This window comes from Kribbella sp. NPDC002412 (assembly GCF_053592935.1).
Genome location: NZ_JBSFBL010000029.1, coordinates 41,605 through 57,264 on the forward strand (window position 1 = coordinate 41,605; position 15,660 = coordinate 57,264).

Sequence of the window (15,660 nt, forward strand, 5' to 3'; positions counted from 1 at the left end):
CGGATGCGGATCTTCCATGAGCTGACCCGCCGCAGCGGGATCCACGGCGCCTCCCATCCGGTACGACGTACGCCGTACGACAAAGCGCGGTTGGTCGGCAGGCACCTGGCCGGCCTGGTCACCCGCAACCCGTTCCTGGGCTCGTACGACGCGATGGTCGTCCCGCACCCGCGGAAACCGGGCGGTGTCGAGATCTACACCGACGAGCTCCGCACGGCGCTCGGAACCAGCGCACTGGTCCTGGACTCCGGGATCAACGGCAGCCCGCTCCCCGGCAGCAGGAACCTCGACTTCTTCACCTCGGCGGCCGGCGCGGTGCACAAGCGCCAGGTGGACGATCGCGGTATCGCCGAGGCCCTCGAGCAACTGACCGGTTTTCGGGTGCCGGTCGGGGCGCTGCTGGCCCGGGAGGTGCCGAAGCACGAGCGGTTGCGCGCGCTCTACCGAGCGCTGCTGCGGAAGCACCGGATCCAGACCCTCTACGTGGTCGTCGCGTACTTCCACCAGCACATCGTCGGCGCCGCTCGCGATCTCGGGGTCCGGGTGGTCGAGCTCCAGCACGGCGCGATCAGCCCGTTCCACCTCGGCTACAGCTACCCGGGTCGTCCGGCCGTCGCCGACCAGCCGGACGAGCTGTGGTGCTTCGGCTCGTACTGGACCGACATCGCCGACCTTCCGGCCGGAATGAGTACATCGGTGATCGGGGCGTCGTACCTGCCTGAGACGACCGCGAAGGACACCAACCTGGCGGTCTTCCTGTCGCAGGGCACGATCGGCGCCGAGCTGCTGCACGTCGCGGAGTCGGTCGCGAAGGAGCACCCGGCGCTGGATGTCGTGTTCAGGCTGCACCCGAGCGAGCGAGCGGCGGACTACACGATCCCGGACGGCGTCCGGCTGTCCACGGAAGGCAGCACGCTCGACTTGCTCGCCGCCGCCACCTACCAGGTCGGCGTGTCCACAACCGCGCTGTTCGAGGGGATGGCGCTCGGTTGCCGTACGGCGGTGGCCAACCTCCCCGGCCACGAGTACCTCGAACGCCCGATCTCCAGCGGCCATGCCCTCCTGATGACCAAGCCGGCCCAGCTCACCGGCGCGCCGTTGTGCCCGACGCCGGAGACGTACTACGCGCCGAGCGACCTCTCACGGCTGGCGGCCGATCAGGCCGAGTAGGCGGTCCTGCAGCGGGGCGCTCGGCGGGACTTGGACCTCGGGTCCGTAGACCTCGACACCTTCGCCGAAGGCACCCGGCGTACGGAACTTCTCCATCACGTCGGGAGGTACGGCGGACGCGGTGGCCCACAGGCGTTCGACGTCATCCGGGTCCATCGTCTCGTCCTGACCGGTCGCGCGGGCCAGGTCCCAGCCGTGCAGGACGAGATCGTCCGAGATCACCTGGTCGATGTGCGCCTCGGTCGTCAGCCGGCCGGCCGGCGTGTCGGTCTCGGTGAGCGCGAGGATCGGGTCGTCGAGGACGTCCTCGACCGCCGCGCGGGCCTCCTGGAACGCGGTCAGCGGGTCGTCCGCCGGCTCCAGCTTGCGGGCCACCGGCATCAGCATCACGCCGTGCATCATCACGATGTGGTCCACCACGTCCTTGGCCGTCCACTTCTCGCACGGCGACTGGTTGTCCCACTGGTCCGCCCGTACGGCGGCGACCTTCTGCTCGAACGCCTCGGCCCGCCGGCGGTACCGCTCCGCGATCTCACCCATCTCCGCATACTGCCGCCTCCCCACCGACGTGAAAAGAGCAGGCGTATGACAGACCGCTCGGGGTACTGGGCCGGTTTCAGCGAATCGAGGAGGGAACGCAGATGAGCAGCATCACCCAGTCCGTCGACGTCGACGTGCCGGTGACGACGGCGTACAACCAGTGGACGCAGTTCGAGTCCTTCCCGCAGTTCATGGAGGGCGTCGAGGAAGTCCGGCAGCTGGACGACACCCACACCCACTGGGTGACCAAGATCGGCGGTAAGACGCGCGAGTTCGACGCGACCATCACCGAGCAGCACCCGGACGAGCGGGTGGCCTGGCGGTCGGACTCCGGGCCGCAGCACGGCGGCGTGATCACCTTCCACCAGCTGTCCCCGAACCAGACCCGGGTGACCGCGCAGATGGACATCGAACCCGAGGGGATCGTCGAGAAGGCCGGCGACAAGCTCGGCGTCGTCGAGGGCCGGGTGAAGGGCGACCTGCAGCGGTTCAAGCACTTCATCGAGGAGCGCCCGGGGGCGACCGGCGCGTGGCGGGGCGACGTACCCCGCTGACCGAACGCTGACCACCGGAACTGTCGGCGGGGGCTTCTAGGGTCGGCGGCATGCGGAGTGTGGAGCTGGGGCGGACGGGGATGCGGGTGAGCAGGTTGGGGCTGGGGCTTGCCTCGATCGGGGGGATGTTCGCCGCCGTACCGGAGCCGGACGCCGTGGCGACGATCGACCGGGCGTGGGAGCTGGGGATTCGGCTGTTCGACACCGCGCCGGTGTACGGGTACGGGCTGTCCGAGCAGCGGGCCGGGATCGCGCTTCGCGGTCGGCCGCGGGAGGAGTTCGTGCTCTGCAGCAAGGTCGGGCGGCTGATCGAGCCGGGCGGGCCGGACATCCAGCCGATCTGGGCCGAGCCGCCGGCTGGGGTGGGGCCGCGGCTCGACTACTCGTACCGGGCGGTGATGCGGTCGTTCGAGGAGAGCCTCGGGCGGATGGGCATCGACCGGATCGACATCCTGCACATCCACGACCCCGATCTCGACTACGCGACCGCGTCGACGGACGCCATGCGTGCGCTCGCCGAGCTGCGGGGCCGGGGCACCATCCGGGCGATCTCGCTCGGGGTGAACCACGCCGACGTGGCCGCCCGGTTCCTGCGCGACACCGGCGCCAAGGGGCCCGACTGCATCCTGCTGGCCGGTCGCTACACGCTGCTCGACCAGTCCGGTGCTGAGGAGCTCCTCCCGCTCTGCGAGAAGCTCGGCGTCGCCGTACTCGCGGCCGGCGTCTTCCAAGGCGGCGTGCTCGCCGAGGGCGCCCCACACGGCCAGCAGCCGCTCCCCAAAGCCCTCGTACGACGCATCGAGCGCCTACGCGAGCTGAGCCGCCGGCACGACGTCCCCCTCCTGGCCGCCGCCGTCCAGTTCCCGCTGTCCCACCCCGCCGTACCAGCCGTAGTAGTAGGCGCCCGCAACCCCCAAGAAATCACCGAAGTAGCAGCCTGGCTCGACCACGAAATCCCCACAAAGTTCTGGACCGAACTGGAACGGCACTAAGGTCTGATCTATGCGGTACATGCTGCTTCACAAGACGAATGACAGGCTGGAGGCGGGGGAGCCGCCGGATCCGGAGATGTTGGCTCGGGCGGATGCGGTGCTCGAGGAGATGCGGCGGGCGGGGGTGTTGCTGGCCGCTGAGGGGTTGATGCCCAGTTCGCGGGGGGCGCGGATCACGTTCCCGGCGCCGGGTGAGGAGCCGCGGGTGGTCGACGGGCCGTTCGCGGAGACCAAGGAGCTGATCGCCGGCGTCTCGATCATCCGGGTCGAGTCGAAGGCCGAGGCGGTTCAGTGGGCGCTCCGGTTCGCCGAAGCCGACCCGAACACCCCGATCGACATCCTCGAACTGGCCGACTGACCGAGGACGGTTCGTCCGACGCCTCAACGCCCCGGCGGCGCGTCCACGTTGACCGTCGGGATGCCGCCGCCCGCCCGAGCGATGATCGCGACCGAGGGTTCGCCGGTCGGGTTGCTCTCCCGGTGCACGGTGTACGACGGGACGTGCACGAAGTCGCCCGCGACGGCGTCGAGGTAGTCGTCGTACCCCTCGAACTCCAGCCGCAGCACACCGGACACGATGTACAGACTCGACTCGTTCCGATCATGGTGGTGCCAGCCGGACAACGCCCCCGGCGCGGTCACGACCTGACCGGCCCAGAGGATCGGCAGCTCGAACGCCCGGGTCCGGAACATCCCCGGCGTCGGATCCGCCGCCACCAACTCGCCGGCCCGAATCACCCGAACAGGCTCACTCATGACGGCATTGTCCCACCGCAGGGTCAGTCCGCGAGGGTGCCTTCCTCGGCGACGACCAGCGAGTCGATGGCGGCGAAGAAGCGGGCGATGCCGGGCAGGTTGGGGCCCTTCGCGCGGGACGCGGCGAAGTCCTCCGGGGTCTTCCACTCGACGATGTCGAGCCACTCGTCGTTCGGCAGCCGGACCAGGCGGGCGCTCAGGAACCCCTCCCGGTCGGCCTCGAAGTCCTGAAGCATGGCCGGCCGCGCGGCCAGGAGTTCGGAGACCTGCGCAGGGCGCACCCGGAAGCGGGTCAGCTCAACTGTCGTCATGTCGAGCAGCAACCACTCAGCGGCCCAGATACTTCCCGGCCCACTCGGTGATGTCCTCCCGCTTGATCGCCGCGGCCATCAGGTCCGGGAACAGGTCGGGAGTGCAGGCGAAGGTCGGTACGCCGAGGTCGGCGAGGGCGGCCGCGTTCTCGCCGTCGTACGACGGGGTGCCCGAGTCGGCCAGGGCGAGCAGAGCGATCAGCTGCACACCCGACTCGACCAGCGAGCGCGCCCGCCGCAACATCTCCTCGCGGACGCCGCCCTCGTAGAGGTCCGAGATCAGCACCATCACCGTCTCGGCGGGCTTGGTCACCAGGTCCTCGCAGTACGCGAGCGCCCGGTTGATGTCCGTGCCACCACCAAGCTGCGTCCCGAACAGCACGTCGACCGGATCCTCCAGCTGATCGGTCAGGTCGACCACCGCAGTGTCGAACACGACGAGGCTCGTCCGCAGCGTGCGGATCGACCCGAGTACTGCGCCGAACAGCGACGCGTACACCACCGACTCCGCCATCGAACCCGACTGGTCGATCGCCAGCACGATGTCGCGCTGGACGCTGTGGTTCCGCCGCGCGTACCCGACCAGCCGATCCGGGACGATCGTGCCGAGCGCCGGTGAGAAGTGCTTGAGATTGGCCCGGATCGTCCGATCCCAGTCGATGTCCGAGTGCCGCGGCCGCCCGGTACGCCCGGCCCGGTCGAGTGCGCCGGTGACCGACGCCCGGGTGCGCTCTGCCAGGCGCTCCTCCAGCGAAGCGACGACCCGCCCGACCACGTCCCGCGCAGTCTGCTTGGTCTCCTCCGGCATCACCTCGTTCAGCGCGAGCAGCGTGCTGACCAGGTGTACGTCGGGCTCGACTGCCCCGAGCAACTCCGGCTCCATCAGCATCCGGGTGATGCCGAGCCGCTCGACCGCGTCCCGCTGCATCACCTGGACGACCGTGCTCGGGAAGTACCGCCGGATGTCGCCCAGCCACCGCGCCACCCGCGGCGCCGACGACCCCAGCCCGGCCGCTCGCTGAGTCCCGCCGGACTCGCCGGGCGTCGTGTCGTACAGCGCCGCCATCGCCGCGTCGACGGATCGGTCCTCGGCGGACAGCGTCGTACCGAGCTCGTCGTCGGCCTCGCCGCCGAGCACGAGTCGCCACCGGCGCATGCGTTCGTCGTCGGTCATCACACCCCCAGCAACTGCGCCACGACGGGCAGGACGGTCGCGGCCAGCTCGGTGTCGAGGTCGTTGTCATCAGCAACAACCACGGCAGCGGGATCGCTCAGCGCACGGGTTCGGGTGCCGATCGACCGCCTCTCCGGCGACGCGAAGGTGCCAAAGGTACGGCGAAGCAGCGGCAGCACCTCCACGAACGCGTCGGACGGAATCGCCGCGAGCCACGCGTCCACCAGCGCCAGCAGCCGTTCGTCGTGCACGAGCAACAACCCGCCGCCGGCCAGGAATCCCTCGACATACCCGGCAGCGTCGGCGGTCGGCGTGCCAGGCGACAACGCCCGCCCGAGCCGCAGCGCCACCTCGTGATCCGGTAGCCGCGACGTGTCCAGCATCAACCGGGTCAACCGCCCGCGGATCAACGGCGGCACCGACGACCGATCGCTCAACCCCTCGAGCGTCGCCAGCCACTCCGCCCGGACCTCCTCGGCCAGCAAGACCGTCGCGTCCTGCACTCCGTCGATCAGCTCCTGTACGGCGGCCGCCGCATCCGGATCGAGTCCGTGCACAGTTCGCCCGAGGCCGGCACAGACCCTGGACACCATCCGGCCGGCGACCGCGGCCAACCCCGCGGTGTCGGTGCCACGCACATCGCCGTACCGCGAAGATCGCGCCAACGCGGGCAGCGCCGCCATCAGATGACCGACATCCGCATCGGCCGCCGCCCGGGTGTCCACACCGCGCAGCAAGGAAGGCAGCGCCTCCGCGAGATCCGCCAGCAGCGACTTCTCCAGTGCGGCGGTCACGTCGGCGAGGGTGGACGACTCGTCGGCGACCCGCAGCATCACGGTCGTCGCGGCGCCGAGGACCGTCGTGCCGTGCGCCCCCGCGGCGACCAGTTCGACCTCGAGCCCGGGATCCCAGGTCAGCCGCCAGATCTCCCGGAACGTGCCCTGCGCGCGTCGCTCGTCGGCGGTCGGCACACCCCAGTGCACCCCGAGGATCCGCAGCCGGTGCAGCAGCCGCGACTTCTCCAGGTCGTTCGGCTTCCGCAGGTCGAGCTCGACCACCCGCTCGGTCGCGTCCCGACGCATCCGCAGCCGCCGCGCCTGCGCCGCCAAATCGGCGGCGACCGGAGCCTGCGGCGTCTCCCCCGGCACCGATCCCAGCAGCTCGCCGACGACCGCTTCCCGAGTGACAAGGTCGAGCAGTACGTCGTTCCCGCCGCACAGCACGGCCCGAGTCGCCTCAGTGACCTCGCTGAGCCCGGCCAGTGGCCGTTCTCGCAATGCGGCCAGGGTGTCTGCGAGCCGGACCGCCTCGATCACGTGGGCGCTGGACACCGGCAGGTCCTGGGAGCGCAGCACCTGCGCCACCTTCGACAACCAGCGTGCGGTGATCTGGTCCGGCGCGGTGAACAGGTGGTGGTACCAGCCGGGTGACGTGATCCCGGCGCCGTACCCGGACGACGCCGCCAGCCGGCCGTGGGTCCACGGCACCCAGGTGCACGCGACCTTCCGCTTCGGCAAGCCCTTCAGGATCCGTGCGTCATGGGTTGCCGGAGGCAACGGCACCTCCAAGGCGGGCACGTGCCAGGCACCGCAGATCACCGCGATCCGCTCGAACCCCTCACGGATCGCCTTCCGCAACACCGTCCGCATGTAGGCCTCGCGTTGCGCCTCCCGGCCAGTCGCCTCCTCGCCGTGCCGGAGCTCACGCATCGCGTCGGCGATCACCGTGAACGGCTCGGCACCCTCGCGCCGGGACTCGATCACGTCGTCCCACCAGCGCTCGGGATCGTCGTACCCGCCCGCGTTCGCCAACGTGGCCAGCGGATCGATCGACAACCCACGCCGCCCCTCACCACCGGACGACGCGAACTGATGCGCGGCAGGCAGGTCGCAGAACCGCACCGGTACGCCGGCGCCGAGCGCGTACTCGATCGCCCGCCACTCCGGGCTGAACACCGCGAACGGCCAGAACGCGGCCCGGGTCGAGTCATCCACCGCGTAGGCGAGCAGCGCGACCGGCGGAACCATCTCCTCCGACCCCGCCAACTCGACCACCTTGTCGGCTTCCGGTGGGCCCTCGATCAGCACCACGTCCGGCCGGAGCTCCGCGAGCGCAGCCGCGACCGCGCGCGCCGACCCCGGCCCGTGGTGCCGAATCCCCAGCAGGTGAACGGTCATCCGGTGATCTCTCGGCAGGCCCGGTAGAACGGCGCCCAGTCGTCGCGTTCCCGGACCACGGTCTCCAGGTACTCCGACCAGACGACCCGGTCCGCGGACGGGTCCTTGATCACCGCACCGAGGATGCCGCCGGCCACGTCGGTCGGCCGCAGCACGCCGTCGCCGAAATGGGCCGCCAGCGCGAGCCCACCGGTGACGACACTGATCGCCTCGGCGGTGGAGAGCGTGGCCGACGGCGACTTCACCGCGGTCCGCCCGTCCTCGGTGCGGCCGGAGCGGAGCTCGCGGAAGATCGTCACCACTCGGCGGATCTCCTCCAGCGCGTCGTCCGGTTGCGGGAGCTCGAGCGCCGTCCCGAGCTGGGCGACCCGGCGGGACACGATCTCGACCTCGTCGTCGGCCGAGTCCGGCAGCGGCAGGACGACGGTGTTGAACCGCCGCCGCAGCGCGCTGGACAGCTCGTTGACGCCCTTGTCGCGATCGTTGGCGGTGGCGATGACGTTGAAACCCTTGCGGGCCTGGACTTCGGTGCCCAGCTCGGAGATCGGCAGTGCCTTCTCGGACAGGATCGTGATCAGCGCGTCCTGGACGTCGGACGGCATCCGGGTCAGCTCCTCGATCCGGGCGATCTTCGCGTCGGCCATCGCCCGCTGCACCGGACTCGGCACCAGCGCCGCCTCACTGGGGCCCTGGGCAATCAACTGGGCGTAGTTCCAGCCGTACCGGATCGACTCCTCGGCCGTGCCCGCCGTCCCTTGCACCAGCAGGGTCGAGTCACCGCTGATCGCGGCCGCGAGGTGCTCGCTGACCCAGGTCTTCGCCGTTCCCGGTACGCCGAGGAGCAACAACGCACGGTCCGTCGCCAGGGTGGCCACCGCGACCTCGATCAGCCGACGCGGGCCGACGTACTTGGGGGAGATCTCCAGGTCGCCGGCGCGTCCGCCGAGGAGGTAGGTGACAACCGCCGCCGGCGAGAGCCGCCAGGCCGGCGGACGCGGCCGGTCGTCGGCTGCCCGCAGCGCGGCAAGCTCACCGGCGTACTCCTCCTCGGCGTGCGGCCGCAGTACTTCTGTGCTCATGACAGCTCCTCGTACATCTCACGGCGGAAGGTCAGGGTCTCCACCAGCCGCCGTCGCCAGGTGTCTTCCTCACCGGTCGGCTCGCGGGTGATCGGATGGTTCAGTACGTCGGGTGGCACGGCCCGGGCCGCGATACTCGCGAGCCGAGCCGAGGACCGGGCGGTCCCGGCAGCGGCCAACTGGTCGAGGATGAGCGAGCCGAGCGACGCCGGCCACGGCACCGGCAACCCGCCCACCAAGTCGGCCAGGTCGATGGTCTCCTGCAGCGCCTGCACGGCTCGGACCCATTCCTCGGCAGGCAGGACGCGCAGCAGCTCGGCCGCACTGCGAGTGCCAGTCGAGGCATTCGCCTTCAGCAGCTCACGCGCCCAGACTTCCGAACGTTCCCGTACGGCGGCCTCGGCCCACGCCGCCTGCAGGACCTCAGGTGCACAACCCTCGACCGGCAGCTGGAGCCAGGCCGGATCCATCACCGCGAGCGGGGTGTTCGCGACGATCTGCAGGAACCACCAGGCCCGCTTGCCGATGCCTTCCGGGTTCTGCGAGTCGAGGCCGTCGCGTTCCATCGACGCGCTCAGGCGCTTCGGCAGGTCGACTGCCAGCACGCCTTGGCTGACGACCAGGTGCGACCACAGTCGCTCGGCCATGCGGTCGCCGTACCGCGATCCTTGGAGTTGGGCGAGCAGGCGGGCCGCCCCTCGGCGGACGTCCTTGGAGCGATCGTCGAGCGCCGTCTCCAGGAACTCCTCGTCGGCCAGCGACAAGCCGTCGGCGAGCACTGCGAGGAACTCGGCCCGGGTCGCGGCGGACTCGGTCGGCCAGACTTCCTGCAAGGCTTCGAGTGCGACGGCTGGATCCTGCTGGCGCGTCGTGCGCAACCACGTACGTCGCTGGAGTGAGGTGCCGTGCGTCCACAACGCGATGTCATTGCTCTCGGCAACCGCTGCGTGGAGGAACTTCCACTCGGGGTTGAGGTCGGCCAGCCAGGTCGCTCGCCGTCCGGCCGCGGCGATGACGAGCGGCCGGTACTCCGCGCGGTGCCGGGCGTAGTCGGCCAACGCCGGCAGATGTTCCGGAGGCACACCCCACCCCCGGGCGTCCGCCGCACGCAACCACTCGCCGAGCGCGGTCGTCTGGAATCCACCGAGCATCGCGGCCAGCCGGCGGATCGCGACCGGCCGGGGCAGCGGACGATCCTCACCAGGGGCCGCAGGCAACGGTTCGAGCTCGCGCAACGGCTTGCGGCCCGCGCGCTTGTAGACGGTCGCCAATGCGGCCGCGTCCAGCAGGCCGCCATCACCCAACCGCTCCTGGATGCGCTCCGGCAGGTCCTCGAAGTGCACCGGCCGCCGATCGGTCCCCAGCAGCGCCGAGCTGACCAGCCCGTCCCAGCCCTTCACACGATCACCGGCCGGTCGCCGTGCCAGCACGTCATCGGCCGGAACCCGGCCCGGTTCCACTCACCTGCGACCGTGACCGGATCACCGGCCGAGACCGCGAGCAGCTTCACCGAATCAAGGCCCGGCAGGATCTCGAGCCCGTCACCCGCAGCGTCCACCAGCGCCCAGCCCTCGCCGTACCGGGCCGGTCGCACGTCCTGCAGGACCAGCGGCCAGCGTTCGTTCCACGGGTCGGCGGCGACGGATTCGACGTACGACGCCAGCGCCTGGCGCGCGGTGAGTCCGGCGGGCCGCGGTGCGGGCAAGCGTGGAGCGGTCTGCGTGAGGAGTGCGCGCATCGGGAGCGCGCCGGGGTAGTAGGAGAGCGCGCCGGGCACGTACTCACCCGGGCGGGCCGGGAGCGGGTCGAGCGGACGCCCAGCGGCGGCGAAGGTGAGGATGAGGCCGAGTCGGCCGGTTGTTGCTCCGCGCAACCAGACACGGCGGACCGTCAGCCGGTCGTCGGGCTCGATCACCCGACCCAGCACCAGCCAGTCGTCCTCCACCTTCTCCCCCTCGGCCAGCACCCGCGCGGTCTCGACCGTCCAGCCGATCCTGGACTGGACAGTGTCGGCCAGCGACGGCGGGAGGTCGGCCAACCGACCGTGCGCGGACACGATCAAGTGGATGAGTGACAGCTCCTCCAAAAGCTCGCCCGGCCAGCCGTGACCACGGCCGACGACACCCGCGGCGCGCCGTACCGCTCCGGCAACGCCTGGCGCCTGGGCGTCCACCATGCGCGCAGCCAGCCGACTGAGCTCGCTGTACGCACGCTGGTCGAAGCCGCCCAGCCCCTGCCGGACCTGGTCGTCGAGCCAGCTCGCCAGCTCGGCCATGCCCGCGGAGACCCGATCCGCCCGCCTCGACGCCCGCTGCTGAGCGGCCAACGGATCTGCGACCTCACCGGGCTTCCGCTCGGGTCGCTCGGCCCGGGCCGCGCGCTGGTCCACCCAGGTCTTCACCCAGTCCGGCTCATCACCTGACCGGACCTCGCCGGTCGCCCAGAGCAGCATCAACCCAAGCGAATGCTTGCATGGGAACTTCCGGCTCGGGCAGGAGCACTTGTACGCCGGCCCGCTCAGATCAACCGTGGTTTGGTACGGCTGCTTGCCGCTCCCCTGACACAGCCCCCAGACGGCTCGCTCGGAGGCGCCGGACTCGGGCCACTTCGTCGGACGCGCCTGAGCCTGGGCTGCCTTGGCGGACGCGGGATCCGGCGCCAACCCCAGCACCTGATCCACATCCCACGGCCCCACGGCACTCCTCGCTCGACGACACCTCTACGCCGAGAGCATGCCATCCAGCGCCGACAGGCCGATCATCACCCGAACGGTTGGCGCGCCTCGACCTCCACCTCCGGGTATCCGTTGCCCGCCGGACGCGGGATCGGGGTGCCGGACAGGCCGTCGCGGATGTTCCCGAGCAGGCGCCGTTCGACCGCTTCCAGCTCGGCGATCCGCTCGCGGATCTCGTGCTCCTCCGACCGGGCTTCGGCGAGCAACTGGTCCGCCTCGGCCGCCGCAGTCTGCCTGAGGTGGTCGGCGGTCCGCCGGCCGTCGCTCAGCTTGTAGCGCCGTCCTCACCCAGCCAGTATCTGGTTGCAGGACCCAACGATAATGCCGCTGCGTCAGCGACCGATCACCGCCTGCTGCCTTTTCCTGAGACGAGCCCTCCTCAGGAGAGGGCTTACCGCGTACGATCCGGTGGCTGTTGAGAGATCAACAGTCACCCCGGCGGTGCTGTCAGGGCCCGCCGGGGTCTCTCTCAGGTCGCGACCTTGGCGCCGATGAGGCTTTGTGCGTTGGCCCGGACGCGCTCGCGCCAGTCTGGGGAGCGGGTGTCGAGGGCCGCTAGTTGGCGGGCGATCGCGTCTGGTGGGGTGAAGCAGTAGTCACTGCCGTAGAGGGCCCGGTCGCCGGCGACTGCGTCCGGGGTCCCGGCGACGTCGTACCAGAGGTTTTCCAGTTGGGGCGTCACGCTGGGCTGGGCGTCGGGGGCATAGGTACGGCGGAAGTGGTCGAGCCGGTCGCCGAGCAGAGGCAGTACGCCGCCATGCGCGACGATGAAGTTGATGGCCGGGTAGCGCGTGAAGATTCCGGTCAGGGCCAGGTCGGTGACGGCGCGGGCGCTGTCGAAGAGGAACTCGATCATCGGGCGCGGCCGGTCCAGCGCCACCTGACGCCACTGCGGTGGCGACGTCGGGTGCAGCAGGACCACAGCCGACCTGGCGTTCAGCGCTCGCCACAGTGGTTCCCACGACGGCTCCCCCGGATACAGACCGCCCGCGTTGCTCATCAGTACGACGCCATCCGCGTGCAGGACGTCGTACGCGTAGTCCAGCTCGACCAACGCGCCCTCGACGTCCGGCAACGGCAGGCTGGCGAAGAACCCGAAGCGCCCAGGGTGGTCCCGGCCCAGCTCGGCCGCGCTCTCGTTGACCCGCCGCGCGAGCACCCGCGCCCGGAAGTCGTCGCCGAAGTGCACACCGGGCGACGAGACCGACAGCAGCGCGGTGTCGATCCCGTTCCGGTCCATCACCTCGAGGTGGCGGCGGACAGACCACTCCGGCCAGCCGGGCATCCCGTCTGGCCGAAGGTGTCCCGCCCGCTCCGCCGCGGCGACGTACTCCGGCAGCAGGAAGTGAGCGTGGAGGTCGAACAAAGTCATGATGCGACCGGGTGGAGGAGGTCCTCGAGGCCGATGCGGCGGAGCAGCTCGGTGCGGACCCGGTCGGCGACCGCGTTCACCACGGCGGCGCCGTCGTCGGACGGGTCGATGTGCACCCGGAACGGGCGCTGACCCTTCTCGGTGCCGACCACGGTGACGATCGCCTTCGCGACGTCGGCGACGTCGGCCCACTCGGGCTCCAGCTCGGCGAGCTTCTGGCTGACCTGCTCCATCAGGCCGGCGTACTTCGTCTCGTACGCCGTGACCACGTCGGTGTCGGCCGGCGAACCGCTGTGCGCGAAGTGGTTGGTCCCGTGGGTGAACGCGCCCGGCACGACGATCGTGGTCTCGATCCCGAACCGCGACACCTCCAGCGCGTAGCTCTGCGCCAGCGCGTCCATCGCCGCCTTCGCCGCGAAGTACGGCGCCAGGTACGGCGGGGTGCCGCCACGTGTGCTGGAGCTGCCGACCCACAGCAGCAACCCGTCCTGCTGCTCACGGAGCTTCGGCAGCGCGGCCCGGTTCAGCCGCTGCGTGCCGAGCACGTTGGTGTCGTACAGCTCGGCGAGCTGCTCCGGCGTGAAGGCCTCGGCCGGCCCGGTGACCATGTGCCCGGCGTTGTGGATCAGTACGTCGAGATGCCCCTGCTCACTGATCACGGTGTCGACGGCTTGCTGGGCGGAGGCGTCCGAGCTGATGTCGAGCTCGACCGGACGGAGGTCCACGCTGTGCTCGGTCGCGTATTGCTTGGCGTCGGCAGCCGCGGCCACGTTCCGGCCGGCGAGGTCGCGCATCCCGGCGTAGACGATGTGGCCGGTGTCGGCGAGGGCGCGGGCGGTGAGGGCGCCGAAGCCGCTGGAGGCGCCGCTGATCAGAACTGTCTTGCTCATGGTCGGTGTCCTTTCACATCAAGAGGGTGGTGGTGGATGGTCAGGCGGCCGAGCCGCCGTTGGCGTAGATGACCTGGCCGTTGATCCAGCGCGCCGGGCCGGCCAGGAAGGCGATGATCTCGGCGATGTCGGACGGCTCACCGAGGCGCTCGAGCGGCGGCTCGGCGGCGATCCGGTCGATCAGCTCCTGCGGCTTGCCCTCGAAGAACAGCGGGGTCGCGGTCGGGCCGGGGGCGACGGTGTTGACGGTGACGTCGCGGCCGCGCAGCTCGCGGGCCAGGATCAGCGTGATCGCCTCGACGCCGCCCTTGGTCGCGGAGTACGCCGAGTAGCCCGGGCGGGCCAGCTTGGTCAGCGAGCTGGACACGTTGATCAGCGCGCCGCCCGAGCGCAGCCGCCGTACCGCCTGCTGGTCGACGACGATGGTGCCGCGCAGGTTGGTCCGCACGACGCGGTCGAAGACGTCCAGGTCGAGGTCGGCCAGCGGCGACAGCGGCATGATCCCGGCCGCGTTCACGACCACGTCGACGCCGCCGAACTCCTGCTCGGCGCGGTCGAACAGCGCCGCCACCGCGGTCTCGTCGGCGACGTCGGCCTGGACCGCGATCGCCCGGCCGCCGGTCTGCTCGACCTCCTTGACGGCTTCCTCGGCCGCGGCCTGGTTACCGGCGTAGCCGATCACCACCGCGTAGCCGTCCTTGCCCAGCCGGGCGGCGGCCTCGCGTCCGATCCCACTCGATCCGCCGGTCACGATCGCGACTCGCTCGGTGGTGGTGTTGTTCATCGTCCCGCTCCTTCAGATCTTCGGTTTCTTGCTGACACCAAAAATCTTCCTGCGAGCGATGCATCAAGTCCAACGAATCAACTCGATGGGTAGATCAATTTGATTGATCCAAGGCACCGCCCTTCGGGCGGGTTGGAGGGGGATGGGTGGATCAGTTCTGTTGATCCACGTCGGCGCCCAGTTCGGTGCCCGGTGGGTGTTGGAGGTGGGTGCCGACGAGGCCGAGGAGGGCTCGGAGGGCGGCGGAGGGTTTGCGCTTCTTCAGCGTGGCCAGGTAGAGCGTCCAGCGGAACGTCTCGTCCGAGACCGGGATCGCGCGGATCGAGTCGATCTCGGCGACGGCGTACCCGGGCAGGATCCCCAGCCCGACGCCATGCGCGACGAACTGGACCCCGCCCTCGATCCCGAGCGCTTCGACCACGACCTTCCGCTCGATCCCGGCCGCCTCGAACTTCTGGTCGATCAAAGTGCGCGTCCCAGATCCGGGCGGGAAGTCGACGAACGCCTCGTCCGCCAGATCGGCGAGCGTCACCGACCGCCGCCGCGCCAGCCGATGACCGACCGGCACCGCAAGCACCTGCGGGACCCGGAGCAACTCCCACGTGGTGAGGTCGCGCGGCGCACTCCCGGCCGCGATCCCGAGGAACCCACAGTCGATGTCGCCGTTCCGGAGCCCCGCGATCACCCCGGCCGACCCCTCGGCCTCGGCCCGCAACTGCAGCTCGACGTTCGGATACCGCCGCCGGAACTCACCGGCCGCCGCCGGCAGGTTGATCAGCCCAAGCCCCGGCAACAGCCCGACCCGCACCGACCCGCGCATCCCCGCGCCGAGCTCGTCGACCACATCACGAGCACCCTGTACTGCGTCCATCACGGCCAGCGCTTCCGGCAGCAGCGCCGTACCCGCCTCCGTCAGCACCACCCGCTGGGCGCTGCGCTCGAACAGCGTGACCTTCAGATCGCGTTCCAGCGCGGCGATCGCAGCGCTGACCGCACTTTGGACCACATGCAGCCGCCGAGCCGCCAGCGTGAAGCTGCGCTCATGCGCCACCGCCACGAAGTACTCCAGCTGCCGCAACTCCACGAGGGCAGTCTGTCAGCCCACGTGCACCCAGGGCCGCTTCGAC

Annotated in this window: 17 protein-coding genes; 4 read left to right on the forward strand and 13 right to left on the reverse strand. The window is 70.5% G+C overall.

What is annotated here, in order from left to right:
* Positions 1 to 3 precede the first annotated feature (3 nt).
* Positions 4 to 1,170 carry a hypothetical protein gene (locus ACWCOV_RS23045; protein ID WP_449831413.1) on the forward strand — a complete coding sequence of 389 codons (1,167 nt, stop codon included), beginning with the start codon at positions 4 to 6 and terminating at the stop codon, positions 1,168 to 1,170.
* On the opposite strand, the gene ACWCOV_RS23050 is transcribed toward ACWCOV_RS23045, so the two are convergent.
* Positions 1,141 to 1,710, reverse strand: coding sequence for a TIGR03086 family metal-binding protein (locus ACWCOV_RS23050; protein WP_449831353.1), 570 nt, complete (start codon positions 1,708 to 1,710; stop codon positions 1,141 to 1,143). The two genes, ACWCOV_RS23045 and ACWCOV_RS23050, sit on opposite strands and share 30 nt — an antisense overlap.
* A 101-nt stretch (positions 1,711 to 1,811) precedes the next feature.
* On the opposite strand from ACWCOV_RS23050, the gene ACWCOV_RS23055 reads away from it, so the two are divergent.
* The 3 genes from ACWCOV_RS23055 to ACWCOV_RS23065 are packed head-to-tail and all read left to right on the forward strand — an operon-like array spanning position 1,812 to position 3,614.
* A complete protein-coding gene (locus tag ACWCOV_RS23055) occupies positions 1,812 to 2,264 on the forward strand; it encodes an SRPBCC family protein (RefSeq protein WP_449831354.1) in 453 nt (150 codons plus the stop codon).
* Between the two features lie 50 nt (positions 2,265 to 2,314).
* A complete protein-coding gene (locus ACWCOV_RS23060; protein ID WP_449831355.1) occupies positions 2,315 to 3,256 on the forward strand; it encodes an aldo/keto reductase in 942 nt (313 codons plus the stop codon).
* A gap of 10 nt (positions 3,257 to 3,266) precedes the next feature.
* A complete protein-coding gene (locus ACWCOV_RS23065; RefSeq protein WP_449831356.1) occupies positions 3,267 to 3,614 on the forward strand; it encodes a YciI family protein in 348 nt (115 codons plus the stop codon).
* Between the two features lie 23 nt (positions 3,615 to 3,637).
* On the opposite strand, the gene ACWCOV_RS23070 is transcribed toward ACWCOV_RS23065, so the two are convergent.
* The 12 genes from ACWCOV_RS23070 to ACWCOV_RS23125 form a co-directional block, all read right to left on the reverse strand.
* Complete coding sequence (locus tag ACWCOV_RS23070) at positions 3,638 to 4,012, reverse strand: cupin domain-containing protein (protein WP_449831357.1); 375 nt, start codon at positions 4,010 to 4,012, stop codon at positions 3,638 to 3,640.
* A gap of 23 nt (positions 4,013 to 4,035) precedes the next feature.
* On the reverse strand, positions 4,036 to 4,323 hold the full coding sequence (locus ACWCOV_RS23075) for an antibiotic biosynthesis monooxygenase family protein (protein ID WP_449831358.1): 288 nt from the start codon (positions 4,321 to 4,323) through the stop codon (positions 4,036 to 4,038).
* 16 nt (positions 4,324 to 4,339) lie between these two features.
* Entirely contained in the window at positions 4,340 to 5,497 is a 1,158-nt protein-coding gene (locus ACWCOV_RS23080; protein WP_449831359.1) for a VWA domain-containing protein, read from the reverse strand.
* The gene (locus ACWCOV_RS23085; RefSeq protein WP_449831360.1) at positions 5,497 to 7,674 is read right to left on the reverse strand and encodes a DUF5682 family protein; all 2,178 of its coding nucleotides are present in this window, start codon (positions 7,672 to 7,674) and stop codon (positions 5,497 to 5,499) included. The genes ACWCOV_RS23080 and ACWCOV_RS23085 overlap by 1 nt, the downstream gene beginning before the upstream one ends.
* On the reverse strand, positions 7,671 to 8,753 hold the full coding sequence (locus ACWCOV_RS23090; RefSeq protein WP_449831361.1) for an ATP-binding protein: 1,083 nt from the start codon (positions 8,751 to 8,753) through the stop codon (positions 7,671 to 7,673). Before ACWCOV_RS23090 ends, ACWCOV_RS23085 begins: the two co-directional genes overlap by 4 nt.
* Positions 8,750 to 10,153 (reverse strand): DUF5691 domain-containing protein, encoded by a 1,404-nt coding sequence (locus tag ACWCOV_RS23095; RefSeq protein ID WP_449831362.1) that lies wholly within the window; start codon positions 10,151 to 10,153, stop codon positions 8,750 to 8,752. The genes ACWCOV_RS23090 and ACWCOV_RS23095 overlap by 4 nt, the downstream gene beginning before the upstream one ends.
* A complete protein-coding gene (locus ACWCOV_RS23100; protein ID WP_449831363.1) occupies positions 10,150 to 11,448 on the reverse strand; it encodes an SWIM zinc finger family protein in 1,299 nt (432 codons plus the stop codon). The genes ACWCOV_RS23095 and ACWCOV_RS23100 overlap by 4 nt, the downstream gene beginning before the upstream one ends.
* A 65-nt stretch (positions 11,449 to 11,513) precedes the next feature.
* Entirely contained in the window at positions 11,514 to 11,693 is a 180-nt protein-coding gene (locus tag ACWCOV_RS23105; RefSeq protein WP_449831364.1) for a hypothetical protein, read from the reverse strand.
* Between the two features lie 263 nt (positions 11,694 to 11,956).
* Positions 11,957 to 12,859 (reverse strand): amidohydrolase family protein, encoded by a 903-nt coding sequence (locus tag ACWCOV_RS23110; RefSeq protein WP_449831365.1) that lies wholly within the window; start codon positions 12,857 to 12,859, stop codon positions 11,957 to 11,959.
* The gene (locus tag ACWCOV_RS23115) at positions 12,856 to 13,749 is read right to left on the reverse strand and encodes an SDR family oxidoreductase (protein WP_449831366.1); all 894 of its coding nucleotides are present in this window, start codon (positions 13,747 to 13,749) and stop codon (positions 12,856 to 12,858) included. The genes ACWCOV_RS23110 and ACWCOV_RS23115 overlap by 4 nt, the downstream gene beginning before the upstream one ends.
* A gap of 40 nt (positions 13,750 to 13,789) precedes the next feature.
* A complete protein-coding gene (locus tag ACWCOV_RS23120; protein ID WP_449831367.1) occupies positions 13,790 to 14,533 on the reverse strand; it encodes an SDR family oxidoreductase in 744 nt (247 codons plus the stop codon).
* Between the two features lie 151 nt (positions 14,534 to 14,684).
* Entirely contained in the window at positions 14,685 to 15,617 is a 933-nt protein-coding gene (locus ACWCOV_RS23125) for a LysR family transcriptional regulator (RefSeq protein WP_449831368.1), read from the reverse strand.
* Positions 15,618 to 15,660: the final 43 nt, after the last annotated feature.